The sequence below is a fragment of the Archangium primigenium genome (assembly GCF_016904885.1).
Lineage (GTDB): Bacteria > Myxococcota > Myxococcia > Myxococcales > Myxococcaceae > Cystobacter > Cystobacter primigenius.
Genome location: NZ_JADWYI010000001.1, coordinates 7,710,709 through 7,736,483, shown reverse-complemented (window position 1 = coordinate 7,736,483; position 25,775 = coordinate 7,710,709). Strand labels below are relative to the sequence as shown.

The 25,775-nt window shown below is 71.8% G+C and carries 20 protein-coding genes; 11 read left to right on the top strand and 9 right to left on the bottom strand.

The window, feature by feature from the left end; all coding sequences use genetic code 11:
* The first annotated feature begins 95 nt into the window (after positions 1-95).
* On the top strand, positions 96-8,249 hold the full coding sequence (locus I3V78_RS31770) for a S8 family serine peptidase (RefSeq protein WP_204493433.1): 8,154 nt from the start codon (positions 96-98) through the stop codon (positions 8,247-8,249).
* 61 nt (positions 8,250-8,310) lie between these two features.
* Positions 8,311-9,486 (top strand): DTW domain-containing protein, encoded by a 1,176-nt coding sequence (locus I3V78_RS31765; RefSeq protein ID WP_204493431.1) that lies wholly within the window; start codon positions 8,311-8,313, stop codon positions 9,484-9,486.
* Between the two features lie 43 nt (positions 9,487-9,529).
* Here I3V78_RS31765 and I3V78_RS31760 read toward each other — a convergent pair whose 3' ends face one another.
* From I3V78_RS31760 to I3V78_RS31750, 3 genes are all read right to left on the bottom strand, one after another.
* Positions 9,530-10,612, bottom strand: coding sequence for a cytochrome-c peroxidase (locus I3V78_RS31760; protein WP_204493429.1), 1,083 nt, complete (start codon positions 10,610-10,612; stop codon positions 9,530-9,532).
* Positions 10,613-10,741: 129 nt separating this feature from the next.
* On the bottom strand, positions 10,742-11,080 hold the full coding sequence (locus I3V78_RS31755) for a TRL domain-containing protein (protein ID WP_204493427.1): 339 nt from the start codon (positions 11,078-11,080) through the stop codon (positions 10,742-10,744).
* Between the two features lie 70 nt (positions 11,081-11,150).
* Entirely contained in the window at positions 11,151-12,260 is a 1,110-nt protein-coding gene (locus tag I3V78_RS31750) for an acyltransferase family protein (RefSeq protein ID WP_204493425.1), read from the bottom strand.
* A gap of 102 nt (positions 12,261-12,362) precedes the next feature.
* On the opposite strand from I3V78_RS31750, the gene I3V78_RS31745 reads away from it, so the two are divergent.
* From I3V78_RS31745 to I3V78_RS31725, 5 genes are all read left to right on the top strand, one after another.
* The gene (locus I3V78_RS31745; RefSeq protein ID WP_204493423.1) at positions 12,363-12,872 is read left to right on the top strand and encodes a YfiM family protein; all 510 of its coding nucleotides are present in this window, start codon (positions 12,363-12,365) and stop codon (positions 12,870-12,872) included.
* Positions 12,873-14,012, top strand: coding sequence for a cytochrome-c peroxidase (locus tag I3V78_RS31740; protein WP_204493421.1), 1,140 nt, complete (start codon positions 12,873-12,875; stop codon positions 14,010-14,012).
* 42 nt (positions 14,013-14,054) lie between these two features.
* Positions 14,055-14,459 (top strand): hypothetical protein, encoded by a 405-nt coding sequence (locus I3V78_RS31735; RefSeq protein WP_204493419.1) that lies wholly within the window; start codon positions 14,055-14,057, stop codon positions 14,457-14,459.
* A gap of 145 nt (positions 14,460-14,604) precedes the next feature.
* A complete protein-coding gene (locus I3V78_RS31730) occupies positions 14,605-15,228 on the top strand; it encodes a TIGR02265 family protein (RefSeq protein ID WP_204493417.1) in 624 nt (207 codons plus the stop codon).
* Between the two features lie 32 nt (positions 15,229-15,260).
* Positions 15,261-15,740: a hypothetical protein gene (locus tag I3V78_RS31725; RefSeq protein WP_204493416.1), complete on the top strand. Its 480-nt coding sequence runs from the start codon at positions 15,261-15,263 to the stop codon at positions 15,738-15,740.
* On the opposite strand, the gene I3V78_RS31720 is transcribed toward I3V78_RS31725, so the two are convergent.
* From I3V78_RS31720 to I3V78_RS31710, 3 genes are read right to left on the bottom strand one after another with little or no spacing between them, the layout of a single operon-like run.
* Positions 15,708-16,655: a hypothetical protein gene (locus I3V78_RS31720; protein WP_204493414.1), complete on the bottom strand. Its 948-nt coding sequence runs from the start codon at positions 16,653-16,655 to the stop codon at positions 15,708-15,710. The two genes, I3V78_RS31725 and I3V78_RS31720, sit on opposite strands and share 33 nt — an antisense overlap.
* Positions 16,655-17,329, bottom strand: coding sequence for a hypothetical protein (locus I3V78_RS31715; protein ID WP_204493413.1), 675 nt, complete (start codon positions 17,327-17,329; stop codon positions 16,655-16,657). Before I3V78_RS31715 ends, I3V78_RS31720 begins: the two co-directional genes overlap by 1 nt.
* Positions 17,316-17,975 (bottom strand): recombination-associated protein RdgC, encoded by a 660-nt coding sequence (locus I3V78_RS31710; protein WP_204493411.1) that lies wholly within the window; start codon positions 17,973-17,975, stop codon positions 17,316-17,318. The genes I3V78_RS31715 and I3V78_RS31710 overlap by 14 nt, the downstream gene beginning before the upstream one ends.
* A 103-nt stretch (positions 17,976-18,078) precedes the next feature.
* On the opposite strand from I3V78_RS31710, the gene I3V78_RS31705 reads away from it, so the two are divergent.
* Both I3V78_RS31705 and I3V78_RS31700 read left to right on the top strand, forming a co-directional pair.
* Positions 18,079-18,552 carry an MAPEG family protein gene (locus tag I3V78_RS31705; RefSeq protein WP_204493409.1) on the top strand — a complete coding sequence of 158 codons (474 nt, stop codon included), beginning with the start codon at positions 18,079-18,081 and terminating at the stop codon, positions 18,550-18,552.
* A gap of 21 nt (positions 18,553-18,573) precedes the next feature.
* Positions 18,574-19,668, top strand: coding sequence for a hypothetical protein (locus tag I3V78_RS31700; RefSeq protein ID WP_204493407.1), 1,095 nt, complete (start codon positions 18,574-18,576; stop codon positions 19,666-19,668).
* Between the two features lie 6 nt (positions 19,669-19,674).
* On the opposite strand, the gene I3V78_RS31695 is transcribed toward I3V78_RS31700, so the two are convergent.
* The 3 genes from I3V78_RS31695 to I3V78_RS31685 are packed head-to-tail and all read right to left on the bottom strand — an operon-like array spanning position 19,675 to position 22,084.
* Positions 19,675-20,553 (bottom strand): ATP adenylyltransferase family protein, encoded by an 879-nt coding sequence (locus tag I3V78_RS31695; RefSeq protein WP_204493405.1) that lies wholly within the window; start codon positions 20,551-20,553, stop codon positions 19,675-19,677.
* Positions 20,554-20,590: 37 nt separating this feature from the next.
* The gene (locus I3V78_RS31690; protein ID WP_204493403.1) at positions 20,591-21,055 is read right to left on the bottom strand and encodes a sporulation protein; all 465 of its coding nucleotides are present in this window, start codon (positions 21,053-21,055) and stop codon (positions 20,591-20,593) included.
* Positions 21,056-21,097: 42 nt separating this feature from the next.
* Complete coding sequence (locus tag I3V78_RS31685) at positions 21,098-22,084, bottom strand: hypothetical protein (protein ID WP_204493401.1); 987 nt, start codon at positions 22,082-22,084, stop codon at positions 21,098-21,100.
* A gap of 114 nt (positions 22,085-22,198) precedes the next feature.
* On the opposite strand from I3V78_RS31685, the gene I3V78_RS31680 reads away from it, so the two are divergent.
* Both I3V78_RS31680 and I3V78_RS31675 read left to right on the top strand, forming a co-directional pair.
* A complete protein-coding gene (locus I3V78_RS31680; RefSeq protein WP_204493399.1) occupies positions 22,199-22,408 on the top strand; it encodes a hypothetical protein in 210 nt (69 codons plus the stop codon).
* A 38-nt stretch (positions 22,409-22,446) separates the two neighbouring features.
* Positions 22,447-25,761, top strand: a complete 3,315-nt coding sequence (locus tag I3V78_RS31675; RefSeq protein WP_204493397.1) for a PAS domain-containing protein — start codon at positions 22,447-22,449, stop codon at positions 25,759-25,761.
* Positions 25,762-25,775 lie beyond the last annotated feature (14 nt).

Sequence of the window (25,775 nt, the reverse complement as noted above, 5' to 3'; positions counted from 1 at the left end):
GGCGGGGACTGTTCGCTATTTGAAGGCCGGATTACAGCCGTGCTAGACGATTTCTGTCCGACCTAATGGGCGGTGCAAGGGGCTGTTTCCAAAACATGAAGACATCCACGAACCGGGCACGCGCGATGTGCGCCGGTGGGGGCCGTGTGCGGGCGCTGGGGACGTTGGGCTTGCTGGCGGTGTTGTCGTGTGGGCGGCCGAGTGGTGGAGCGCCCACCGTCGCCACGCGGGAAGGCTTCCGCCCGGGGCTCGCACTCCACAAGGTCCAGCTGAGCGCCGAGCGCGCCGCGGCCCTGGAGCGTGGAGGCGTGGCGGTGCGCACCGTGGCGGACTACGGGGCCTTCCGGCTGGTGGAGGTGGACGACACGGCGCTGGCGGCCCTGCCCGAGGGCGAGGGCGTGGAGCCGCGGGACGAGTCCAATGATGTGCGGCTCAACGCGGGGGTCATCGACACGGCGTCGGAGCAGGGGCGGGCCCTCCAGGGCATGAAGGTGGCGGGGTCGGGCGCGCGCATGCACCTGGTGCAGTTCGTGGGTCCCATCCGGCCCGAGTGGCACGCGGGGCTCGAGGCCACGGGCGTGCGGGTGGTGGCGTACATCCCCCACAACGCCTACCTCGTGTACGGCGATGGGGCGGCGCTGGAGCGGCTCCAGGCGCACGTGGCCCAGACGCCCGCCATCCAGTGGAACGGGGACTACCTGGCGGACTACACGCTCGACCCCTCGCTCAACACGGTCTCCACGGACACCTACTCCGTGCAGCTCGTCGAGGACGCGGCGGTCAACGCCGAGACCTTGGGGCTCGTGCGCCGACACCAGTCGCGCGAGGCCGTCGTCCAGAAGGCGCTGGGGTACGTCAACGTGGTGGTGGCCGCGGATCGGCGGCTGCTGTCCGAGCTCGCGAGCCGGCCGGACGTCGTGTCCATCCAGCCCCATGTCTCGCCCCGGAAGCTGGACGAGCGGCAGGCGTTGATCGCCGCCGGGCAGCTGTCGGGCGCGGGACCTGGCGCGGCGGGCTACCTGACGTGGCTGGCGGGCAGGGGCTTCACCCAGGCGCAGTTCGACGCGTCGGGCTTCGGCGTGGACCTGTCGGACAGCGGCGTGGACAACGGGACGGTGCTGCCCAACCACTTCGGCCTGTACACGGACGGCAACGTCTCCAGCTCCACCAGCCGGCTCGTCTACAGCCGCCTGGAGGGCACCGCCAACAGCGGCAGCACGCTCCAGGGCTGTGACGGCCACGGCGCCCTGAACGCGCACATCATCGGTGGCAATGCCACGCGCTCCGGGACGGCGTTCCGGGACGGGTCGGGGTACTTCCACGGCCTGGGCGTGGCGCCCTTCGTGCGGATGGGCTCCTCGGTCGTCTTCGATCCGGAGACCTTCACCTATCCCAACTACGAGAACCTCCAGGCGCGGGCCTACGCCAACGGCATGCGCATCAGCCTCGGCGCCTGGGGCGCTTCCTCCAGCGCGTACACCGCCGATGCCCAGCGCTACGACGCCCTGGTGCGCGACGCGCAGCCGGCGGGCTCGGCGAGCCCGACCACGGGCAACCAGGAGATGGTGATCGTCTTCCCGGTGGGCAACTCGGGCAGTGTCGCGGGCTCCGTGACCAGCCCCGGCTCGGCCAAGAACGTCATCACCGTGGGCGCCTCCGAGAGCGTGCGGCCCTTCGGGTCCGCGGACGGGTGCAACCTCACCGACGCCGAGGCCGACAGCGCCTTCGACCTGGCGGCCTTCTCCAGCCGGGGTCCCACCTCGGACGGCCGACGGAAGCCGGACCTGGTGGCGCCAGGCACCCACGTGCTGGGCGGCGTGCCCCAGAGCGACGCGCAGCGCGGCAACAACCCGCCCAACGCCCTGGGTCAGGCCAATGCCTGCTTCACGGGCGTGGGCATCTGTGGCGGCACGTCCGGGTCGTCCTTCTTCCCCAGCGGGCAGTCGTGGTTCCTCGCCTCCTCGGGCACGAGCCATGCCGCGCCCGTGGTCGCCGGCGGCGCGGCGCTCGTGCGCCAGTACTTCATCAACCAAGGCAAGGCCCCGCCGAGCCCGGCGATGACCAAGGCCTTCCTGATGAACTCCGCCCGGTACCTCACGGGCGCGGGCGCGGCGGACTCGCTCTACTCCAACGGCCAGGGCATGGGCCTGGTGGACCTGGGCCGGTCGTTCGACGCCTCCCCTCGGCTCGTGTCGGATCAGGACGCGGGGGCCCTGTTCACCGCCTCTGGCCAGTCCCGGAACGTCTCCACCTCGGTGGCGGATTCGAGCAAGCCGGTGCGCGTCACGCTCGCGTGGACGGACGCGCCGGGCTCCACCACGGGCGGGGCCTGGAACAACAACCTGGACCTCACCGTGGTGCACAACGGCGTCACCTACAAGGGCAACGTCTTCTCCGGCGCCAACTCGGTGAGCGGCGGCACCGCGGACGCGGTCAACAACGTGGAGAGCGTCTTCCTGCCCGCGGGGCTGTCGGGCGCGTTCACCGTGACGGTGACGGCGACCAACATCAACTCGAACGGCGTGCCCAACAACAGCAGCACGCTGGATCAGGACTACGCGCTCGTCATCTACAACGCCTCGTCCGCCTGCACGCCGGGCGCCGCGCCCACGGGGCTGACGGCGAGCGCGGTGGGCAACAACCGCATCGACCTGGCCTGGAACACGAACGGGGCCACGTCGTACTCCGTCTACCGCGCCACGACCGCGGGGGGGCCCTACACGCAGGTGGCCACCGTGGCCGCGGGCTCCTACTCCGACACGGGCCTGCCGGCGGGCGTGCGGCACTACTACGCCGTCTCCGCCACGACGTGCGCGGAGGGCGCGCGCTCCGCCGAGGTCTCGGCGGTTCCGGGCGGCTCGTGTGGCGCGCGGCCGTCCTTCGCGGGGGCCTCGGGCGCCACGAGCGGGGTTTCGTCCACCTGCACCAACACGCTGTCCTGGGCCGCGGCGACGCCCGCCTGTGGCGGCACGCTGAGCTACTCGGTGTACCGGAGCACCACGCCGGGCTTCACGCCGTCGGCGGCCAACCGCATCGCCACGGGCGTGGGCGCGACGTCGTTCTCGGATGACGCCAACCTGACGAACGGCACCGCGTACCACTACGTGGTGCGCGCCACCGAGGCGTCCAGCGTCACGCTGGAGGATCTCAACACGGTCCAGCGCACGGTGACGGCCTCGGGCGCGGGTGGCGGCTCGCTGAGCTTCTTCGATGACTTCGACGCGAACCGGCCGCCCTCCGCGTCCTCGTACTGGGTGCCCACGACGGCGCAGGGCACGGGCAATGCCCTCAACATCGTGAGCGGGTGCCGCTACCAGTCGGCGACGCGGGCCTACCGCTTCGGGCCCGACACCACGACGTGCGGTGGCTCCTATCCCATCAGCCACGAGGCCCTGCTGGTGCTGGGCGGCAATGGCTCGGGGGGCATCAACGGCTTCACCCTGCCCACCGGCGGCGCCGCGGCCGAGCTGTCGTTCAGCCTCGCGTACGCGCTGGAGTCCGGCTACGACGGGGCCTACCTCGCCTACAGCACCGCGGGCGCGCAGGGCCCCTTCACCCTCGTCTCCGACACCGTGTCGTCCTCCGCGCCGTACATCTCGCTGGGCGGTTATGACGGCGTCATCACGGGCACCTCGGTGCGGGCCTGGAGCGGGCAGCAGCTCGGGACCAATGGCTCGCTCAAGACGGTCAAGGCGAACCTGTCCGCGCTGGCGGGGCGGACGGTGTGGTTCGCCTTCGGCTTCTTCAGCGACAGCACGCAGACGCTCGAGGGCGCCTACGTGGATGACGTGCGCCTCACCGCGGGCACGGCGTCCAGTTGCTCCACGCGCTCGGTGCCCGCGGGCACGGCGGTGACCTTCCGGGTGTCCGGGCTGGGCACCGCGGTCTCGCCCAACGTGGCCATTCCCCTCACGGTGACGGCGCTGGACGCCTCGGGCAACACGGCGACCAGCTACACGGGCAGCGCGGCCTTCACCAGCAGCGACTCCCAGGCGGTCCTCCCGTCTCCCCGCGCCTTCAGCTCGGGCGTGGCGAGCGTGTCCGTCACCTTCAAGACCGCGGGCGTCCAGTCCCTCACGGTGACGGATACGGCGCGGCCCGGCCTGTCGGGCGGAGCGAGCACCACCGTGGTGTCCAATCCCGCCACCCGGCTCGTCTTCACCGTGCAGCCGACGACGACGGCGGCGGGCCAGCCCATCTCTCCGGCGGTGAAGGTGGGCCTCGTGGATGCCGCGGGCAATCCCGTGACGGCGGGCAACCCGAGCATCACGCTCGCGGTGGCCAGCAACCCGAGTGGCGGCACCCTGTCCGGCACCACCACCGTGAGCGCGGTCGACGGTGTGGCCACCTTCAGCACCCTGTCCATCGACAAGGTGGGCGCGGGGTACACGCTGGCCGCCAGCGCCTCGGGGCTCACGGGGGCGACCAGTGCCTCCTTCCAGATCGTCGCGGGCGCACCGGCGCGGCTCGTCTTCTCCACGCCGCCGGCCGATGGCATCGCGGGAGAGGCCCTGTCGCCCGCGGTGCGCGTGGCGCTGCTGGACCAGAGTGGCAACCCCACGACCGGCTCGGCCGTCGTCACGCTCGCGCTGGCCTCCAACCCGAGCGGGGGAACGCTGACGGGAACGCGGTCGGTGACCGCCAGCGGCGGGGTGGCGACCTTCAGTGACCTGGTGATCGAGAAGGCGGGGGCGGGCTACACGCTGACGGCGACGTCGGGCTCGCTCACGGCGGCCACCAGTGGCGCGTTCGCCATCGCCGCGGCGGCACCGGCGCGGCTCGTCTTCACCCAGCAGCCGACCTCGACCACCGTGGGCGCGGGCATCACGCCCGCGGTGCGGGTCGCCCTGCAGGACGCGTACGGCAACCCGGCGACGACGACGAGCCGCTCCGTCACCCTGGCGCTCGCCAACAACCCGAGTGGCGCGACGCTGGGCGGCACGCCCACCGTGAACACGGTGGCGGGCGAGGCCACGTTCAACACGCTGTCCGTGGATCGCGCGGGGACGGGCTACACCCTGTCGGCGACGTCCGCGGGCCTCGCCTCGGCCGTCAGCACGGCCTTCTCCGTCGGCGCGTCGAGCGCGACCCAGCTCGCCTTCACCACCTCGCCTCCGGCCAGCGTGGGCGCGGGCGTGGCCTTCACCGTCAAGGTGGAGGTGCGTGACAGCACGGGCGCGCCCGTCACCGGCACCTCGGCGCAGGTGGTGTTGTCGCTCGTCAACGCCGCGGGCGCCACGCTGGGTGGCACGACGGTGGTGAGCACCACGGCGGGCGTGGCCACCTTCTCCACCCTCACGGTGGACAAGGTGGGGACCGGTTATGCGCTCCAGGCGGCGGTCGCTGGCCTGCCGTCCAAGACGTCCTCGTCCTTCAACGTCGAGCCGGGTCCGGTCGCCTCCCTGGGCTTCCTCTCGCAGCCGGGCACGACGGCCGCGGGGGCGACGCTCTCGCCGCCGGTGCGGGTGGCGTTCCTGGACGCGCTGGGCAACACCGTGACGACCACCTCGGGCAGCATCACGCTGGCCCTGGGGACCAATCCCTCGGGGGCGAGTCTGGGCGGGACGCGCACGGTGGCGGCCGTCAACGGCGTGGCCACATTTTCCACCCTCACCGTGGACAAGGTGGGCACGGGGTACACGCTGCGGGCCACCTCCGGCTCCGTCTCCGGCACGAGCCAGGGCTTCGACGTGACGGCGGGCGCGGCGACGCGGCTGGCCTTCCGGACGGCTCCGGCCAACGCCGTGGCGGGCGCGGTGCTGCCCTCCCTGGAGGTGGACGTCCTGGACGCGTCGGGCAACCGCGTGGCGGGCGCGACGGCGCCGGTGACGTTGAGCCTGGGCGGGGTGTCGGGCGGCACGCTCTCGGGCACGAGCACGGTGTCCGCCGTCAACGGAGTGGCCACCTTCTCCACGCTCTCCATCGACAAGGCGGGCTCGGGCTACACGCTCACCGCGCGTTCTCCGGGGCTGACGGAGGCCACCAGTGCGTCCTTCACCATCTCCCCGGGGGCCGTCGCGGGCCTGGGCTTCGTCGTCCAGCCGAGCGGGGTGGGCGTGGACGCGCCCATCTCCCCGGCGGTGAAGGTGGGCTACGTGGATGCCCTGGGCAATCCCGTCACCTCCGCCTCGGGCTCCATCACCGTGGTCCTGGGCAACAACCCCGGGGGCGGAGTGCTCGGGGGTACGCTGGCGGCGGCGACCGTCAACGGCGTGGCCACCTTCTCCAACCTGAGCCTCAACCGCGTGGGCACGGGCTACACCCTGGTGGCCTCGGCGAGCGGCGCTCCCTCCGTGACGAGCACGGCCTTCGACGTGCTGTCGCTGGGCGGGGCCACGCGGCTCGTGTTCCAGCCCGGACCCACCAGCACGTCGGCGGGCCCCCTGGGCACGGTGGCGGTGGAGTTCCAGGACGCGGAGGGGCGGCGGGTGTCGGACGCGCGCGCCGTGCGCCTGTCGCTTCAGGGCGGCTCGGGCGGCACGCTGACGGGCACCTCCACGGTGAGCGCCAGCAGCGGCCTGGCGACGTTCGGCGATCTCGCGATCACCCGGGCGGCGACGGGCTACCGGCTGCTGGCGCACGTGGACGGCCTGCCGGACGTGCTCAGCGCCTCGTTCGACATCTCGCCCGGAGCGGTGGCGGCGCTGGCCTTCACCACGCCTCCGGGCACGACGGTGGCGGGCACGGCCATCAGCCCCGCCATCCAGGTGGCGCTCCAGGATGCGTACGGCAACCGGGTCACCCGCCCGGAGCAGTCCGTGACGCTCGTGCTGGGCAACAACCCGCGGGGCGCGACGCTCCAGGGCACGACGACCGTCACCACCTCCGGGGGCGTGGCGACGTTCCCGGGGCTGTCCATCGATCGGGCGGCCGCGGGCTACACGCTGATCGCCCGGGTGGCGGGGGCCGCGGAGGCCACGAGCAGCGCCTTCGAGATCGTCGCGGGTCCCGCCTCGGCGCTGGCCTTCAGCGTGCCTCCCGGGGAGATCATCGCCGGCTCGCTCTTCTTCCCGGCGGTGAAGGTGGCGGTGGTGGACGTGTACGGCAACACCGTGACCACGGCGGCCTCGCGCATCACCGTGACCCTGGGCAACAACCCCGGGGGCGGCGTGCTCCGGGGGACCGCGGTGGTGACGGCCGTGGAGGGCGTGGCCACGTTCGGCAACCTGGGCATCGACCGCCCGGGCTCGGGCTACACGCTGGTGGCGCGGGCGGACCCGTCCTTCACCGTGAGCAGCCCGGCCTTCAACGTCCTGACGGCCGACGGCGCCGCCCGGCTGGTGTTCGTCGCCAGTCCGACGCGGGCCACGGCGGGGGCGCCGCTGGGGCGCGTCCAGGTGGAGCTGCGGGACGCGTCGGGCGCGCTCATCAACGACAGCACGCGCGAGGTGACGGTGGCGCTCGGTGAGAACCCGCGGGGCGACGTGTTGCAGGGCCGCACGTCGGCGATGCTGGTCAACGGGGTGGCGACGTTCGACACCCTGAGCCTGCGCAAGGCCGCCAACGGCTACACGCTGGTGGCGAGCACGGCCGGTGCCCCCGCGGGGACGAGCCCGGTGTTCGCGGTGCTCGCGGGCGCGGCGGCCCGCTTCGAGCTGACGCTCCCCGAGAGCGTGAGCGCGGGCCGGGAGACGACCCTGTCCGCCCTGGCCTACGACGCCTACGGCAACATGGCGCCGTCCTATTCGGGCCAGGCCCGGGTGACGAGCTCGGATGCGCGGGCGGTGTTCCCCGCCACCGCGACCTTCACGGACGGCTCGCTCGAGGGCCTCAAGGTGACGTTCCTCTCCGGAGGGCAGACGACGCTCACCCTGATGGACGGTGACCTCACCGGCACGGCCGGGATTCGCGTGGACACCTTCGCGGCGCCCACCGTGGCGCTCAGTGAGCCGCTCGGGGGCGCGGTGTCCGGGGCGGTGACCATCATCGCCCGGGGCGCGGTGGCCTCGGGCACGACGGTGGCGAAGCTCGCCATCCTCGTGGACGGCAAGGAGATCGCCCAGGGCACGGAGTCCATGCTGAGCACCGTGTGGGACAGCACCTCGGCCTCCGAGGGGGAGCACGTCCTGACGGCGGTCATCACGGATGGGACGGGCAACACGGTGACCTCGGCGCCGGTGACCGTCACCACCCGGAGCGGCGGCTGCGGGTGTGGGGCCACGTCCGGGAGCGACGCGGGCCTGTTCCTGGGCCTGTTCGCCCTCGCGCGGTTCGTGTCCGGGCGGCGCCGGAGCGTCCGGGCGGCCTGAGACACCGGCGGGGGGCCGCGCGCCCCTCGCCGTGGGTGCCGGAGGCTGATAAAGCGGCGGGGTGCGTACCCTCTGCTTGCGTTGCCTCCGGCCCCAGGACACGTGCTACTGCGCGCGGGTGCCTCGGGTGGACTCGCGCACCCACGTCGTCTTCCTCCAGCACCCCCGGGAGCGGCGGGTGGCCATCGGCACGGCCCGTATGGCGCACCTGTCCCTGCCCAACTCCGAGCTCCACGTCGGCGTGGACTTCACCGGGCATGCGCGGCTCGCCGAACTCGCGGCCCGTCCCGAGCGCGTCGCCGTGCTCTTCCCGGGCGAGGAGGCCCTTCCGCTCGAGGAGGCCCGGAAGAACCCCCCGGAGACCCTCATCGTCGTGGACGGCACCTGGCCGCTCGCGCGCAAGCTCGTGAAGACGAACCCGGCGCTCGCGGGCCTGCCGCGCATCGGCTTCGTGCCGCGCCGGCCGAGCAACTACCGCATCCGCTCCGAGCCCGCCGAGCACTGCGTCTCCACCATCGAGGCGGTGGTGGAGGTGTTGGGCGCGCTGGAGGGAGACCAGTCGCGCTTCGACGCGCTCCTGGGCGCCTTCGAGTACATGGTGGACACGCAGCTCGACCGCCAGTCCACGCGCACGGGCCCGGGGCGCAAGCGCATCTTCAAGGCCCCGTGGCGGCCGCCGCTGGAGCTGCGCGCCATCGCCGAGGACTTCGAGCGCCTGGTGCTCCTGTACGCGGAGGCCAACGCGCACCCGCTGGGGGAGGGGGTTCCCTCGGAGCTGGTGCACCTGGTGGCGGAGCGGCCCTCCACGGGCGAGCACTTCGAGGCCCTGCTCGCGCCGCGCCAGCCCCTGGCGCACAGCACCGCGCTGCACGTGGAGCTGTCCGAGGCGGAGCTGCGCGCCGGTGAGCCGCTGGAGGCGGGGCTCGCGCGCTTCCAGGCCTTCCTGCGGCCGGAGGACAAGCTCGCGGTGTGGACGACGTTCGCGTTGGAGCTCTTGCGGCGCGACGGCTTCCCGGTGCCCGAGGCGGTGAACGTGCGGCTGGCGTGCGCGCGGGCGCTCAAGCAGAAGGCGGGCGGGGTGGAGCAGGGGGCGGAGCTGCTGGGCGGGCCGCTGGAGCGGCCGTGGGCCCGGGGGCGCGCGGGCCGGCGCCTCGCGGCCCTGACCTCGGCGGTGCGCGAGCTGGCCGAGCGGGGCCGGGCCACCGCGCCTCCCGTCCCGCGGACCGTGGCTGGCTGAGCACGGACCACGGCGGGAGGGCGCGCCGGACGCGCGGAAACGACTAGGTGGGGTCCGGCTTGGGCGTCTTGGGGCCGTTGGCGGGCAGCTTGGGCTTGGCGATGTACGCCTTGGGCAGCTCGCCGGTGAGCGAGTCGAGGAAGGCGATGATGTTCTGGGCGTCGCCGTCGGTGAGCTGCTTGCCGAGCTGGTGCTGGGCCATGAGCTTCACGGCCGTCTGCAGCTCGGTGATGGAGCCGTCGTGGAACCACGGGCCCGTCTTGGCCACGTTGCGCAGCGTGGGCACGCGGAAGACCATGCGGTCCGCCTCGCGCTTGGTCAGGTCGAAGCGGCCCTGATCCTTGGCCTGGTAGGGCACCACGAGGCCCAGCTTCTGCAGCGAGCCACCCAGCGCGGGGCCGTAGTGGCACGTCTGGCAGCCCTGCTCGAGGAACGTCTTGAGGCCGGCCTTCTCCGCCTGGCTGAGGGCCTTGTCGTCACCGCCGAGGTACTTGTCGAAGCGCGAGGGCGTGACGAGCTGGCGCTCGAAGGCGCCAATGGCCTTGGCCAGGTTCTCGTAGGTGACGGGGTCCGCCTCGCCCGGGAAGGACTTCTGGAAGGCGGTGACGTAGCCGGGGATCGTCTTGAGCGTCTCGACGACGTGCTCGGCGCTCGGCATCGCCATCTCGACGGGGTTGAGGATGGGGCCCTTGGCCTGCTCCTCGAGGTTGGCGGCGCGGCCGTCCCAGAACTGGGTGGTGTGGCCCCCGGCGTTGTACACGGTGGGCGAGTTGCGGCCGCCCAGCTGTTTCTTGTGGCCCGTGGACGTGGCCTTGTTGTCCACGCCGAACGTGTTCAGGTCGTGGCAGCTGTTGCAGGAGATATCCTGGTTCTTCGACAGCCGGTTGTCGAAGTACAGCATCCGCCCCAGCTCCACCTTCTCCGAGGTGATGGGGTTCTTCGCGTCCTCGAAGCGATTGGGCAGCGCCTTGAAGGCGGTGAGCAGGGCCCGGTCGATGATGACGTTCTGCGCGGCGGTCGCGACGCCCTCGGGGGTGGGCTTCTGGGCCGCGGGCTGCGCCCCGGCGGAGAAGCTCACGGCGGCGGAGGCGACGAGGAGAGGACGAACGAGGGTGTGCAATTTCATGGAATCCGCTCTGGGCTGCGCGGCCGGTGACTCCGAGGGGAGCCAGGGGAGGGGGAGCCGACCGCGACCCGAAAGCTAGCAGTCTCCACGAACGGAGGGAAACGCACCCGGAAGGGGCGCGAGGCCCGCCTAGTCGCCGTACACCACGACGCAGTACTTGGCGTACAGGCCGATGAGGTTGTCGAACTTGTGGTCCACGTGCGTGATGCGGTTGATGCCGGCCGTGCGCGCGGCCGCGGCGGCGCTGGCATCTCCGGTGACGACCAGGCCCAGGATGGACGTCGCGCAGCCCTCGCCGCTCTTGCTGCCCAGCTTCGTCTGCTCGTTGATGAACTCGGTGGCGGACGTGTCGGCGTACAGCGCCGTGGTGCCAATGACCGGACGTCCCGCGAAGGCGAATCCCGCGCAGCCCGTCAGGGCGAGCATGGACATCAGGGAGAGCACGGCGGTCGGGCGCGACAGGGGCATGGTTCCTCGCTTGGCGGACGGGAAGGACACGCCGCGCATCTAACCCGTACCCTGGGGCGACGCAAATTTTCTATGTCCGTTGGCCGGGACGCAGCGCCCCGTTTATCGGGGGCATCCGGGTTCGCGCGCTTTGGCCCTCCCACGAACGGCCCGCGCGGCGCAACCGACGCGCGAGCAGGGCCAGGGAGAAGCACACCGCGAGCAGCGCGAGGCCCACGAGCAGCGCGGGGCCCAGGTCGAGCACGGGACCCACGCGGCCCGCGAGGCCGGCGATGCCCGACCAGCCGTAGACCACGGGCAGGTGCAGCACGTAGAGCCAGAGGGTCGTGCGGCCCAGGGGCGCGAGCGGCTGGGTGAACAGGCGGGGCACCAGGTTGACGGCGCCGAGCACGAGCAGTCCCTGGCCCACGCGGTACGCCACGAGCCAGGCGCTCTGGGGGCTCCAGTCCGAGGGCAGCCGCGCGGTGGTGAACAGCAGGCCCGCGCCGAGCAACACCAGCGCCAGGCCCTGGGGCCAGCCGGGGCGCAGGGCGCGCAGCAGGTGGGCCACGAGCGCGCCGGCGAAGAAGAAGCCCGCCCAGGGGAACAGGGGGAAGCGCGTGCCGGGCATGCCCACCGCCTGGCGCAGTTCCACGGGCGCGTGCGTGACGGCCGTCCATGCCCAGGGGCTCGCCAGGGGGATGCCCACGGCGAGCACGGCGAGCGCCAGGGCCCGGCTCCATGTCCCGCGCGCCAGCGCCAGCACCGTCGCGCCCACGCCCAGGCTCACGCCGATGCTCTGCAGCGCGTCGAAGGCGAAGAGGCGCTCGCGCAGCGCCTCGCTCCAGCCCAGGGCCTGCACGGTGCCCCAGCCGGGCCAGTGCAGCAGGTAGCCGAGGAAGAGCAGCAGGAGCGCGCGCCGCCAGCGGCGCGGGAAGCTGCCCCGGGCGCTGTCCGGAGACGTGCCGAGCGCGGCCACCACCGCGAAGCCCGCCACCAAGAGGAAGAGCGGCGCGGTGATGCCCCGCAGCGTCCAGTAGTGCTGCACCCAGGGGTGCTCGCGCATCCCCGGCGCGAGCAGGGCATCCAGGGTGTGTCCCAACACCATGGCCACGACGGCCAGCCCGCGCGCGGCGTCGAGTCCGGGATGCCGGGTCGAGGGCTGGCGCAGATCGAAGAGCGAGGTCCCAGGTCGTGTCACGGCGCCCGATCATAGGGGCAAGTGGGGGGCGCGTCTCGAAAACCGCGGCGCGCTCGTTTCCCGGGCTGACGGCGTGGCGCCCCGGGTGCTGTCATGCGACCCATGTCCTCACGCCCTCGCTCCCTGCTACCCCTGTGTTGCTGTCTGTCGCTCGTCCCCCTGTCCGCCCGGGCCCAGGTGACCGAGACCCGGGGCCGGGACGACTGGTTCGCGCGCGACAAGGCGCTGCACTACAGCGTGAGCGCGGGCCTGGCGACCGCGGGCTATGTGGGCGGCGCCTTCCTCTTCGAGTCGTCCGAGGCGCGGCTGCTCACCGGCGCGGGCGTGGCGTTGAGCGCGGGCGTGGCCAAGGAGGTGTACGACGCGGGCCGCGGCAGCTTCTTCTCCTGGAAGGACCTGACGTGGGACGTGCTCGGCACCGCGAGCGGGCTGGCCGTGTCGTGGGCCGTGGACCGGCTGGTGTTCCAGCGGGGGCCCACCCCGGAGCCGGTCCGCTCAGCGAGCATGCGACTCTCCCTGTCCGTGTCCCCCCAGGTGGGGACCCGTGCCCAAGGTGTGTCGGGTAATGATAAGAATGTTCCCGTCATGCTGGTCTTGCTGGGAGGTTGGTAGATGAAGCGCAGTCGGCTCTGGTTGGGAGTGGGCCTGGTGTCCCTGGGCGCCGTGGCGGTGTCCTGCAGCAAGGAGTCACCCGCTCCGGCGGCGACTCCCGCCCCGGCGGCGGCTCCGGCCGCCGCGCCCGCCGCGGAGGCCGCGCCTCCCCGGCCCCAGATGAGCCACACCAAGCTCGTCGCCTTCTTCCGCCCCGCCGCCGCCCAGGCCGCCGCGGCCGCCGCCCAGGCCGAGGCGGCCAAGTCCGACTCGCCCGCGCGCATCGCCCTGGGCCGGATGCTCTTCTTCGAGACGCGCCTGTCCAAGAACCACGACATCTCCTGCAACAGCTGCCACGACCTGGCCTCCTTCGGCGTGGACGGCAAGGCCACGAGCCCCGGCCACAAGGGGCAGAAGGGCAGCCGCAACTCGCCCACCGTCTTCCACGCCGCGGGCCATGTCGCCCAGTTCTGGGACGGCCGCGCCGCCACGCTGGAAGAGCAGGCCGCGGGCCCGATGATGAACCCGGTGGAGATGGCCATGCCGGACGAGAAGCGCCTGCTGGCCACGCTCAACTCCATGCCCGAGTACGTGCAGGCCTTCAAGACGGCCTACCCGGGGGACAAGCAGGCCGTGAGCATCACCAACGCGGCGCGCTCCATCGCCTCGTTCGAGCGCGGGCTGGTCACCACGTCGCGCTTCGACAAGTTCCTGGCGGGCGAGGAGCAGGCCCTGAGCGAGCAGGAGCGGCGCGGCCTCAACCTCTTCGCCGCCTCGGGCTGCACCACGTGCCACAACGGCCCCTCCGTGGGCGGCACCTCCTTCCAGAAGCTGGGCCTCATCGAGGACTACCCCACCGAGGACAAGGGCCGCTTCGGCGTCACGAAGAACGAGGAGGACATGCACAAGTTCCGCGTGCCCACCCTGCGCAACGTGGAGAAGACGGGCCCCTGGTTCCACGACGGCTCCGTCAAGGAGCTGCCCGAGGCGGTGCGCCTCATGGGCAAGCACCAGCTCGGCATGACCTTCACCGAGCCCGAGGTGGAGGACATCGTCGCCTTCCTCAAGAGCCTCACCGGCGAATTGCCCGGCTCGGACGTGACCGCGGCGCCCGCGCTGCCGCCGAGCACGCGCACCACCCCCAAGCCGGATCCGACGTAAAGACTCGCCTCCCGGAGCCAGGGGCATTAGGAAGGCGGCGTCATGAACGTCCTCTTCAAGGCCCACTCCGGGCTGCGCTATCTCGTGCTGGTGGTGGGGCTGCTCGCCGTCGTCTACTTCGTCTCCGGGCTCGTCTCCAAACGGCCCGCGGACAAGAAGGTGCGCATCCTGGGCTCCAGCTTCGCCGGACTGCTCGACACCCAGATCCTCCTGGGGCTCGTGCTGCTGGGCTCGGGCTGGCCCTTCCAGCCCATGCTCTGGGGTCACCTGTCCCTCATGCTGCTGGCGGCGGTGCTCGCGCACGTGCTGCTGGTGGTCAACCGGCGCCGGCCCCAGCCCGGCTTCCTGCTGCCGCTCATCGGCGTGGGCGGGGCCCTGCTCCTGATTTCCCTGGGAATCCTGGCAATCGGGCGCGGGGTCTTCGGCTCCACGCCCATTCCGAGCTGAGAACTGTCCGGCAGCGAGCGGATGCCCGCCCCACGGCCGGAGGCTTGTCGCCCTCCGGAGCCATGGCCTTTCACCCGCGCGGCGGATGATCTACGTAGAAGGGAAGCGCAGTGGGTTCTCGCGTCGGAGCGGGAGGGACGAGCACATGGCGGATGCGCCCGGCAGCGCGGTGTCGTTGCCCTTCGGGTCCGATGAGGAATTGCACCATCGGATCTCCCTGACGGGCCATGGGGATGTCGCGCGCGGCATCTTCCTCAACAGCTTGTTGGACATGCTGCGGCAGTACGGCGACGAGGAGCTGCTGCGCCAGTGCCTGGAGGTGAGCGGTGAGCAGCGCTTCCTCGAGTTCTTCAACTACCCGATGAGCACCTTCCTGCGCATGGCCTACCCGGCCGCCTGGCGCATGGGGCACCTGTACGGGGGCTTCGAGGGCGCCTTCCGGGAGATGGGCTACCAGGCCTCCAGGGCCTTCTACGCCTCGAGCGCCGGCAAGGTGCTCCTGCTGCTCGCGCGCAACGAGCCCCTGCGCCTGCTCAACAACATGCCCACCACCACCAACGCGGTGCTGGGCGACAACACGGGCATCACCCAGATGAAGCGCACGGGCAAGACGAGCGGCGTGCTCACGTACATGCGCGACCTGGTGCCCCGCCCGTACAACGAGGGGGCGCTCAAGTCCTCCCTCGAAGCGGTGGGCGCCAAGGATGTCCGGGTGGTCTCCCACCCGCTGGCCGAGTACGACACCGACTACGAGGTGTCCTGGACGTGAGGTGGGGGCGGCACCTGGTGTAGACACCGCCCATGGCCGACAAGCGCCGCTTCGATCTCTTCGCCCAGTTCCTCGTGGAGCGGTTCGCCGCCCCGCGCGTCTTCGACATCGCGGGTGGACAGGGCCGGCTCAACGAGGCCCTCACCCGGCGGGGCCTCACCGTCACCACGTTCGACTTGCGCCACAAGCGCCTGCCGGTGCGCTACGCCGAGCGCCTGTTCACCCTCGACGAGCCGTGTGAGTGCGACCTGCTCGTGGGCATGCACCCGGACGGCGCCACCCGCGTCATCATCGAGTACGCGGCGAAGCACCGGCTGCCCTTCGCCGTGGTGCCGTGCTGCTCGGACAATGGCATGCCCTACAACCCCTGGCGGCGGCACCTCGCGGACGTGGCGCGCACGCTCGGCTTTCCCCACGTGGCGGAGCACGCGCTGCCCATGGAGGGCCGCGCCACGGTGGTGTTCGGGGACTTCGCCCCGTCAGCCCCGCCAGCCGGCGCTGGCGCGCAGTAGCCCGCCCGCCACCCGGCGCACCGTGTCCACCCGTCCGCCCGAGGGCGGGGGCGCGGGCGCCGTCCAGTCGAAGTCCCGCAGGCGGGCGAGGAAGTCCTGGCGCACGCAGCCCTCCAGGCTGAACACGTGCACGTCGGGCGTGAAGCGCCGCGCGAGCCGCAAGTCCCGCGCGAACTCCTCCCACGTCAGCGGGGGCACCTCGATGAGGCCGGGCACGTCCACGCCGCCCCCGGTGATGCCCACGCCCACGCCGCCGCCACGCACGTGAGGGCCGTAGCTCGCCAGCAGCTCCGGGCCGTGGGGCCGCACGAGGCTCGTGTAGAGCATCCACACCTCGCGATCCACGCCCACGTCCACCACGCCCGTGAGCCGCTGCAACAGCGTGGCGCGCGCGCGGCGCTCGTCCAGGAGGAAGGGCAACTGGTAGCTGTCCACCCGGTGGCCATCCGCGCGGATGCGCGCCACCAGGGCGGCGTAGGCCTCGCGCGCCTCGCGCAGCCGTGCGCCCCGCCAGAGCCGGGGCAGGAGCGCGGGGACCATCCGCCAGCGCGCCTGGAGCGCCCGCGTCAGCTCGTGGATGTCCGGCTCGATGTCCAGGCCCACGCCGTCCCAGCGCAGCGCGTGCGTGGCCGTCCAGGCGCGAAAGTCCGTGTAGCGCGCCTGGGCGTGGGCCGCGTTGCCCTGGTTGAACCAGTAGCCCTGGTCCTTGGGCAGCAGCTGCCAGGCGATGACGGGCACCCCGGCCTCACCGAGGCGCCGCACCACGTCCGCGCGCTCGGGGGTGAGGTCGAGCACCCCGAGGCTGACGCTCGCCCCCAGGGCCCTCAGGTGCCCGAGCACGGTCGCGTCCTGGAAGAGCGCCGTGAGCGGCCCGGGCTCGAGCTCGCAGAAGAAGGTGAGGCGGGTGGGGGGCATCAGCCGCGGGCGGCGCGCGCCAGCTGCATCTTCGTGGCCTTGGGCGCCTCGTCGTCGCCCTGCATCCAGCGCTTCATCTCCGGGACGACCTTCTTGCTCCAGTTGCGGCTCGCGCGCACCTCGAGGAAGGCCTCCACCAGCGTGTCCACCATGCCGGACAGCTGCTCGGTCAGGTCCAGGCGCTCCTGGAGCCGGTCGTCCTCCTCCTCGGTCATCAGCTCGGGCAGCTTCGCCGCGCGGATGTCGAGGAACTCCGCGTCGATCGTCAGCTCGTAGTCGCGCTCGCCGTGGGTGAGGCGCAGCCGGGCCTGGTGCACGAGCAGGCCCCGGTCCAGCGCGTGCTTCACCTGCTCGGAGTAGGGCGAGAGCGTGCCGCGCACGAGCATCTCCGTCACGTCGCCGTTGACGCCGCGCAGGGTGCAGCGGCCCATGTAGAGCACCACCAGGCCCTCGCCCGCGAAGTCCACGAGCGCGTCGCCCGACTCCGAGCGCCACAGGAGCCAGGTGAGGAACTCGCGGCCGAGGTACGCCCGGCCGCGCAGGAGTTGTTCGCGCGCCTTGTCGCGTTCGACTTCCGCCTCGTCCCGCGTCTCCTCCTCGGTGGCCCCGCCGTCCACGCCCGTGTCACCCCGGGCGAACGCCGCCTCGATTCGTGCCTGCTCACGCGTCGCCATGGTTCGCCTCGCTGCTCGCGATCTCGCTGCTGGAAATCTCCATGCCAATCAGCTCCGGCGTGGGCACCAGGTGCTCGTCGGAGATGCCCGCCCGGGCCGCCAGGGAGGCGGGTACGAGCGGCTGGAGCTTCACCTGGAAGCACTCCTCGATGGCCAGCAGCAACTCGTCCACCGTCTTGCGCGAGGAGGCCCACAGCTGCACCTGGTTCGTCTTCAGGTTCCAGCTCACGTCGTGCACCTTGGTCATGGGCACGGCGCGCTGGCGCAGCATGTGCTTGAGGGACGCGCGGTTCTCGGACTTCTCGCCCCGGGTGGGCTGGCGCCCCTCGCGCTTCTCGAACTCCTTCTGCCACTTGCCCAATTCCGCCTTGAGCAGCGCCGGGGGCACCTTCACGGTGTCCACGCGGAAGCCGAACAGGGCGTACTCGCCATAGAGCACGCTGCCCGCGGTGAAGTCCGTGGAGTCGGAGTTCTCCAGCTCCACGAAGCCCGCGGCGCGCTCGTCCTCGGTCTTCTTCAAGTCGATGGGCTCGAAGAGCCCGGACTTGAGGCCCTTGGAGAGCCAGCGTTTGGTGTCGGAAGGCGCGTCTCCGGCGTGTTCGGACCGGAAGCGCGAGAAGGTGACTGCGCCGCTGAGGACTGGCATGAGGGGCGGCACCTTGGACAAGGAGGCCCGCGTCGTCAAGACACCGGATGTATGGCGCCCGGCGCTGTCCAAAACGGGGCGTGGCTGCTAGAGGGGCCCGTCCATGGACTTCCTGCCCCTCGACGTGACTCCTACCCTGCTGCTCGCCCTGCCGGGCCTGCGGCTCTTCGCGCTGTGCGCCGTGCTCCTGGTCATCAAGATGATGGCGGTGGGCGTGTACACCGGTGTGGTGCGAAGCAGGCTCAAGGTCTCCACCAACCCCGAGGACGCGGCCCGCTTCGGCGCCCAGGTGACGGACACCGAGCCCCCCGAGGTGGCGCGGGTGCAGCGCGCGCACCGCAACGACCTGGAGAACATCCCCGCCTTCCTGGCGCTGGGCCTGGTGGCGGTGCTCGTGGGCGCGCCGCACATCGCGCTCAAGGTGGCGCTCATCGCCTTCACCGCCGCGCGCGTGGGCCACACGCTCGCCTACCTGCGCTCCTTGCAGCCCTGGCGCTCGGTGAGCTTCGGCGTGGGCATGTTGTCGATGCTGGCGCTCATGGGGATGATCCTCCAGCGCGTCCTGTTCCACGACTGACCCCGAAAGGACTCCCCCGCCATGCGCCCGATGCTCGACAGCCTTCCGGTCCTCTACCGGGATCTGCTTCCGGAGTTCTTCCAGAAGGGGGTGCCCGTCGAGACCAAGGCCACGTGTGACTCCTGCGCCATGTGCCCGAGCTCCGCCTCGGGCACGGTGGAGTCCGTGGACGGGGTGAGCCGGCTGTTCCGCCCGGACACCAAGTGCTGCACGTACTACCCGCGCCTGCCCAACTTCCTGGTGGGCGCGCTCCTGTCCGACGACCGTCCGGAACTGGCCGAGGGCCGCCGCCGCATGGAGGAGAAGCTCGCGAGCCGCGTGGCCGTCACCCCCCAGTGGGTCAAGGCCTCGGCGCGCTACAACCTGCTCTACCGCAACTCGCGCCAGTTCTTCGGCCGGGCGCTGTCCATGCGCTGCCCGTACTACGAGGAAGTGCGGGGCGGCTGCACCATCTGGCCTTACCGCGAGGCGGTGTGCTCCACGTTCTTCTGCAAGTACGTGGCGGGCGCGGACGGGCGCAAGTTCTGGATGACGCTCAAGACGTACCTGACGCTCACGGAGATCCAGCTTTCGCGCTACGCGCTGCTCCAACTGCTGCCCGACTACATCCTCACCGGCAAGGACAAGCCGGAGCTGGGCATGGACTCGCCCACCATGGAGGAACTGGAGGACAAGCCCATGGCGGCCAAGGATTACGCCACGCTGTGGGGCGCGTTCGCGGGCCGCGAGGCGGACTTCTACCGGGCCGCCTACGAACTCGTGCGGGGGCTCACCCCCGAGCGGGTACAGGAGCTGCTCGGCCTGGACGGGCTCATCGAGCTCACGCTCCTGGACAAGAGCCGCCGGGACGCCATCGCGCCCACGCTGCCCAAGGTGCTCAAGCTCAACCCCGAGGCCACGGTGAAGTGGCTGCCGGATGGCAACGTGGCGCTCGGCTCCTACAGCGAGTACGACGCCGTGGCGCTGCCGGGCATCGCCTATGCGCTGCTCGTGGAGTTCACCGGCCAGGAGCCCGTGGACGTGGTGCGCGAGCGCCTGCGCACCGAGAAGCAGGCGGACCTGCACGAGGACATCCTGCTGGAGCTCTACCGCCACCGCATCCTGACGGCGGCCTGAGCGGCCTCAGGGCCGGGTCACCCGCGCGAGCAGCTCCATGGGGCCGAGCTGCCGCAGGTGCTCGCACTGCTCCGTCGTCTTGACGAGCAGCGAGCCCGCGAAGCCCATGGCGTTGACGTTGATGCCGTGGGACTCGGCGCGCGAGCGGGGCGCGAGCAGCATCCAGTCCCGGGTGGTCAGCAGGTTGTAGGGCGGCGGGGGCGTGGTGTGCATGTCGGCCGCGGCCATCAGCGCCCGATAGGCGTCCAGCATCCGCGCGCCGTCCCGCGAGGGGCTGTCCTCCCAGGGGCCGAGGCCCGTCACCCGGTGCGCGAAGCCCAGGGCGGGCAGCTCCAGCACCTGGCCGCGCGGCGGCGGCGGGGTCAGCAGCGCCTCCATGGGCACGCGCAGGCCCTCGGGGCCCAGGGGCGGAATGAGCTGCAGGTGCTTGTGGCGCTGGCTCGCGCCCGCGGCCTCGCCGGAGTTGTAGAAGCCCAGCCCGTCCAGCCCGCTCATGCACAGCGCGAGCGCCTCGAAGTCGGCGGCGGTGAGCCAGGACTCCTGCTCCTCGAACACACGCGTCACGATGAGCAGGTGGTGCTCGACGACGTTGAACTTGTTGAGCAGGCACACGTGGGTGGGCGTCAGCGGGCCCACCACCAGATGGGGATCCGGGTGCTCGAAGGGGTTGAAGGGCTGGGCGCGCGGAGGCTCGCGCCTGGCCCGGTCTTCCTTGAGGTGCGCCCGGCCGAGCACCCGCACCTGGAAGTCCACGCCCTGGTGCTCCAGGACGCGGCACTCGGTGGCGATGGGCTGCAGGGCGCCCGTGGTCAGGCCCTGCCCGGTGGTGTCGAGCGTGCGGGACCACAACTCCTGGGGCCGCAGCGGTTCGGTGCGCGTGTTCATCGAAAGCCCACCTTAGCGCCTCCGGCGCCCCGCGCGACTAGCCGTTCGAGGCCACCCGCAGCTCCAGGAAGCCCGAGTCCGGATCATTGCCCAGGGCCTCCATGCGGCCCCGGAGGGACCACTGGTGGCGCACGTAGCGCCCCTGGAAGGTGGGCTGGGCGTCGCTGGGCAGGCGCACGTGGCCGGAGAACTCCCGCGTCTCGTTGGCCTCCAGCACGAAGGCGGGGGCGATCTGCAGCTCCTGCGAGAAGCCCGTGTACGTGGTGTTCACCGGGCTCTCCTGGCCGGTCACCGTGTGCCGGGGGACCTCCAGCCGCTCGCTCGACTTGATGTCCACGAAGATGCCCTTGGACTTCACCTGGCCGCCGGTGGACGTGACCACGACCCGCACCTCGATGTCCTCCCCGGGGTAGGCCACCTGCGGCTCGTACTCGAGGGTGACGCGGGCCGAGCCGCCCGTCACCAGGTTGGTCACGTCCTTGAGCTTGTCGAAGATTCCCATGCGATCCTTCCGGTCGGAGGTGGAACGGGCCGGGAGCATAGATCAGCCGCGCATCAGCTCCTCCAGCCAGAGCGCGAAGGGCGCCGAGGCCACGAGGGGCGAGAGCCGCTCGCGCAGCGCCTCGCGCCCCAACTCCTGGACGGGGGCGAGCAGGCCGAATGCTTGGAGCACCTCGCGTACCGGCCGCTGGCCATCGCGCGCCAGGGCCAGGCGCATGAGCTCCTCCAGCTTCGCGGGGGCCTCGGGCGACGCGAGCCACTGGCCGAGGGACTGGCGCACCACCGCCGCGCCCCGGGGCACCTGGAGCTGGGACAGCTCGCGGCCGAGCCGTGACAGGGGCAGGCCGAGCACGCCCTCGAGGATGGCCCCGCGCAGCTCCGCGTGCTCCTGGGCGCGCGCGGGGTCGCTGAGCGCGTCGGCGGTCTGCTGCAGGATGCCGGACAGCGCCGAGTCGACGAAGTCCTTGGCGCGCTTCTCCACCTGGCGCTCGATCTCGTCGGACAGCGCGCCGGCGATGCCGCCCAGGGCGCCGCCGGACGCGCGGGCCTGCTCGGCGGCGAGCTTCGCCAGGCCCGAGAAGCCCTTGGCGATGCGGTTCTCCGTCACCGGCGCGCTCACCTTGCGGCTGAACTCGATGAGCACGTCGAGCAACAGGCTCCGCGTGAGCCGCCGGACCGGCGGGCGGTCCAGCACCGCGAGCACCAGCTCCCGGTTGGGCGAGTACGGGTGCGAGGCCAGCTCGTGCAGGGCCCGCTGGCCCTCGGGGGGCAGCGTGTCGCGCAGCCGCCGGGGGTCTCGCGCCAGCTTCTCCTGGAGGTCATCGACCAGCGCCGCCAGCTCCCCGTCGGCGGTGGGGGACGCGAGCCAGCCCTCCAGGGCGCTCTTCGCGGCGCGCGCGAGCAGGGCCGGGGGCAGCAGGGTCGAGAGGGGCTGGGACAGCTCGTGCTCCACGACGAGCGCCGCGAGGCGGTCCACGGGACCTTGGGGGGCGGGGTTCTGCAGCCGGGTCAGCAGGGCTTGGAAATCCATGGCGGCACCATAGCCTCCATGACGCCCAGGCGGACATGCGGGCGGGCCTTCATGCGCCGCGTGCCGTCTGACCGGGCAGGCCCCATGTTGAACGGCGATGACAAGGAGATCGCCATGAGCAAGAAAGACGTGTTGCACATTCCCTTGACTCCGACTCCTTCCCGGCGGGACGCGGGGGCGGAGGAGGATGACCCCACCGTGCGCGAGGCGCCCGTGATGAACCCGGATTCGGGTCCAGGCGGCACGCCAGGCCTGGGCGGCAAGACGCGGGTCATCGAGCCCGTTCCCTCGCCTGGTCGATATCCGGGCGTCAGCGTCACGTAGTCCGGGGGCGACGCTCCCTGACCATGGAGGAGGTCCTGGTGAGTCGTCTCGCGGAGGTGTTGGATGCACGACGCGAGGAGATCGTTCGCGCGTGGGTGGAGCGCGTGGCGCGCTTCCATGCGCCCGGGCCTCACAGCCGCACGGAACTGGCGGATCACATCCCCCAGTTCCTCGCCAGCCTCGTCCACAACCTGCGCGTGGGTCGCCAGGAGCGCTCCCGGGACTACGACTCGCGGAGCAAGGTGAAGGAGCAGGGGGCGGAGCACGGCCTCCAGCGCTTTCGCATCGGCTTCGACCTGGAGTCGATGGTGCGCGAGTACGGCGAGCTGCGGGAGGTGCTCGACGACGTGATGGAGCAGGAGGGCCTGCAGCCGAGCCTGGATGAGCAGCGTGTGCTGGGCCAGAGCCTGGCCATGGGGGTGGCCGAGGCGGTCGCCGCGTTCTCGGCCCACCAGCGCCTCCGGCTGGAGGAGGGCCGCGCGGCGCTGGGCGCCATGGAGAACGGTGACGCGTTCTTCCTGCTGGATCGTGACTGGCGCTTCGTGCGCGTCAACCAGAGCCAGGAGCGGCTCAGCCACACCCGGCGCGAGGACACACTCGGACGGGTCTTCTGGGACGTCTTTCCCGAGACCACTTCTCCCGAGCTCAAGTACTGGCGCCTCTACCACCAGGTGATGGACGAGCGCGAGCCCGTGGCGTTCGAGGAGTACTACGCTCCCCTGGACCTGTGGACCGAGGTGACGGCCTATCCGGAGCAGGCCGGCGGCATCATCGTCTTCTTCCGGGACGTGACGGCGAAGAAGAAGTTGGAGACGGCGCTGCGGCTGTCCGAGGAGCGCTACCAGCTGGCCTCCAAGGCCACGCAGGAAGCCATCTGGGACTGGAACCTGGTGGACAACACCGTCGCCTGGAACGAGGGCGTGCACACCTTGTTCGGCTACCCGCCCGAGCAGGTGGGCCCCGGGGGGGAGTGGTGGATCGAGCACATCCATCCCGAGGATCGGGAGCGGGTGTCACACGACATCCACTGCTTCATCGACTCCGCGGGCGCCCAGCGCTGGCTGGCCGAGTACCGCTTCTTGCGCACGGATGGCCACTACGCGCAGATCGTGGATCGGGGCTATCTGGCCCGGGCCGAGGATGGCCGCGCCCTGCGCATGGTGGGCGCCATGCAGGACGTGACGGCCCAGCGCGAGGCCGAGGCCGAGAGCGAGCGCGCCCGGAAGCTCGAGCGCCTGCGGGAAAGCCAGTTGCTGGGCCTGGCCGACGCGGCCGCGGCCATCCACGGCGCCACGTCCCGGGACGAGGTGCTGCTCGCCCTCACGGATCACGCCCGGACCCTCGTCGGCGCGCACCAGTCCGTCACCTCCGTGACGACGGACCTGGACTGGTCCAAGGCCGTCACCCAGGCGTCCTTCTCGGACAAGTACGCGTCCTGGCGCCTGAGGGCGGACCGGCCGGATGACAGTGAGATCTACTCCTGGGTGTGCCGTCATCATCGGCCGCTGCGCCTGACGCAGGGGCAGCTGGAGTCCGACCCGCGCTGGCTCGCGGGGAGCACGCCCCCGCGTGACCATCCACCGCTGCGGGGCTGGCTCGCCGTGCCCCTCATCGGCCGCGAGGCGCAGGTCCTCGGGCTCATCCACCTGTCGGACAAGGAGGACGGGAGCGACTTCTCCGCGGGGGACGAGTCGCTGCTCGTGCAGGTGGCGCGCTATGCCAGCTCGGCCCTGGAGAACGTGCGTCTGGCCTCGGAGACCCAGGCGGCCGAGGCGCGCACGCGCATCGCGGTGGAGGCCACCCAACTGGGCACCTGGGACGTCGACCCCCAGACGAACGCGGTCGTGTGGGACGCCCGGTGCAAGGCGCTCTTCGGCCTGGCGCCCGAGACGCCCATCACCTACGCGCTCTTCCTCGCGGGCCTCCACCCCGAGGACCGCGAGCCCACCGATCAGGCCGTGCGGCGGTCGATGGAGGGCGGCGGGGACGGGGGATTCCACGTCGAGTACCGCACGGTGGAGCCCGGCACGGGAAAGGTGCGCTGGCTGGACGCGCGGGGCCGGACCTTCTTCGACGACACCGGCAAGGCGACGCGCTTCACGGGCACCGTGCTCGACATCACGGCGCGCAAGAGCCTGGAGGCCGAGCGCGTGGCGCTGCTGGAGCGCGAGCAGGCGGCGCGCACCGAGGCGGAGACCGCCAACCGCCTCAAGGACGACTTCATCGCCACGGTGTCTCACGAGCTGCGCACGCCCCTCACGGCCATCCTCGGGTGGGTGCAGATCCTCCGCTCCGGCCAGTTGCCCGAGGAGCGGCGCCTGCGCGCGTTGGAGACGGTGGAGCGCAACGCGCATGTCCAGTCCCAGCTCGTCGAGGACCTGCTCGATATCAGCCGCATCATGTCGGGCAAGCTGGTGTTGGAGATGGAGCGCGTCGAGCTGAGCGCGGTGGTGGAGGCGGCCGTCGAGTCCATCCGTCCGACCGCGGTGGCCAAGGACATCCGGCTGCACCCGGCCATCGACGCCCTGTCGAGCGTCATGGGCGACTCCACGCGCCTGCAGCAGATCGTCTGGAACCTGCTGTCCAACGCGGTGAAGTTCACCCCCAAGGGCGGCGAGGTGCAGATCCTGGTGATGGCGCGGGGGAGCTCGGTCGAGGTGGTGGTGTCGGACACCGGCAAGGGCATTCCGGCGGACTTCCTCCCGCATGTCTTCGAGCGCTTCCGGCAGGCGGAGGGCAGCGTCGCGCGCAAGTACGGCGGCCTGGGTCTGGGCCTGTCCATCGTCAAGCACTTGGTGGAACTGCACGGGGGCACCATCGCCGTGGCCAGCGAGGGCGAGGGCCGGGGCGCCACCTTCACGGTACGCCTGCCCATGGTGGCGGCGCGGCGCCCGGAGCGGGTGCCCGCGCCACCCCTGGAGATCGCGCAGCAGCAGGAAGGCCTGGACTGCCCGACGGAGCTCAACGGCCTGCGGCTGCTGCTCGTGGACGACGAGGCGGACACCCGCGAGTACCTGCGCATGGTCCTGGAGCGCTGTCATGCCCAGGTGGAGACCGCGTCCTCGGCCGCCGAGGGCATGGAGCTGCTGCTGCGCACGCGGCCCCACGTGCTCGTCTCGGACATCGGCATGCCGGGCGAGGACGGCTATGCCTTCATCCGCAAGGTGCGTGCCCTGCCCGCGTCCAAGGGCGGCCGCGTGCCCGCCGTGGCGCTCACCGCCTACGCCCGCGCCGAGGACCGCACCCGGGCCCTGCTCGCCGGCTTCAAGGCCCATGTGCCCAAGCCCATCCAGCGCGCCGAGCTGCTCGCGGTGCTCATCTCGCTCGCTCCCTCTCCGGAAGAACGAACGTGAGCGGCGCGTGAGGC

Coding starts and splice junctions, on each gene's coding strand:
- I3V78_RS31770 (WP_204493433.1), top strand. CDS start 96: ATGAAGACATCCACGAACCGGGCACGCGCGATGTGCGCCGGTGGGGGC.
- I3V78_RS31760 (WP_204493429.1), bottom strand. CDS start 10,612: ATGAAATTGCACACCCTCGTTCGTCCTCTCCTCGTCGCCTCCGCCGCC.
- I3V78_RS31755 (WP_204493427.1), bottom strand. CDS start 11,080: ATGCCCCTGTCGCGCCCGACCGCCGTGCTCTCCCTGATGTCCATGCTC.
- I3V78_RS31745 (WP_204493423.1), top strand. CDS start 12,363: ATGTCCTCACGCCCTCGCTCCCTGCTACCCCTGTGTTGCTGTCTGTCG.
- I3V78_RS31740 (WP_204493421.1), top strand. CDS start 12,873: ATGAAGCGCAGTCGGCTCTGGTTGGGAGTGGGCCTGGTGTCCCTGGGC.
- I3V78_RS31735 (WP_204493419.1), top strand. CDS start 14,055: ATGAACGTCCTCTTCAAGGCCCACTCCGGGCTGCGCTATCTCGTGCTG.
- I3V78_RS31730 (WP_204493417.1), top strand. CDS start 14,605: ATGGCGGATGCGCCCGGCAGCGCGGTGTCGTTGCCCTTCGGGTCCGAT.
- I3V78_RS31725 (WP_204493416.1), top strand. CDS start 15,261: ATGGCCGACAAGCGCCGCTTCGATCTCTTCGCCCAGTTCCTCGTGGAG.
- I3V78_RS31720 (WP_204493414.1), bottom strand. CDS start 16,655: ATGCCCCCCACCCGCCTCACCTTCTTCTGCGAGCTCGAGCCCGGGCCG.
- I3V78_RS31715 (WP_204493413.1), bottom strand. CDS start 17,329: ATGGCGACGCGTGAGCAGGCACGAATCGAGGCGGCGTTCGCCCGGGGT.
- I3V78_RS31710 (WP_204493411.1), bottom strand. CDS start 17,975: ATGCCAGTCCTCAGCGGCGCAGTCACCTTCTCGCGCTTCCGGTCCGAA.
- I3V78_RS31705 (WP_204493409.1), top strand. CDS start 18,079: ATGGACTTCCTGCCCCTCGACGTGACTCCTACCCTGCTGCTCGCCCTG.
- I3V78_RS31700 (WP_204493407.1), top strand. CDS start 18,574: ATGCGCCCGATGCTCGACAGCCTTCCGGTCCTCTACCGGGATCTGCTT.
- I3V78_RS31695 (WP_204493405.1), bottom strand. CDS start 20,553: ATGAACACGCGCACCGAACCGCTGCGGCCCCAGGAGTTGTGGTCCCGC.
- I3V78_RS31690 (WP_204493403.1), bottom strand. CDS start 21,055: ATGGGAATCTTCGACAAGCTCAAGGACGTGACCAACCTGGTGACGGGC.
- I3V78_RS31685 (WP_204493401.1), bottom strand. CDS start 22,084: ATGGATTTCCAAGCCCTGCTGACCCGGCTGCAGAACCCCGCCCCCCAA.
- I3V78_RS31680 (WP_204493399.1), top strand. CDS start 22,199: ATGAGCAAGAAAGACGTGTTGCACATTCCCTTGACTCCGACTCCTTCC.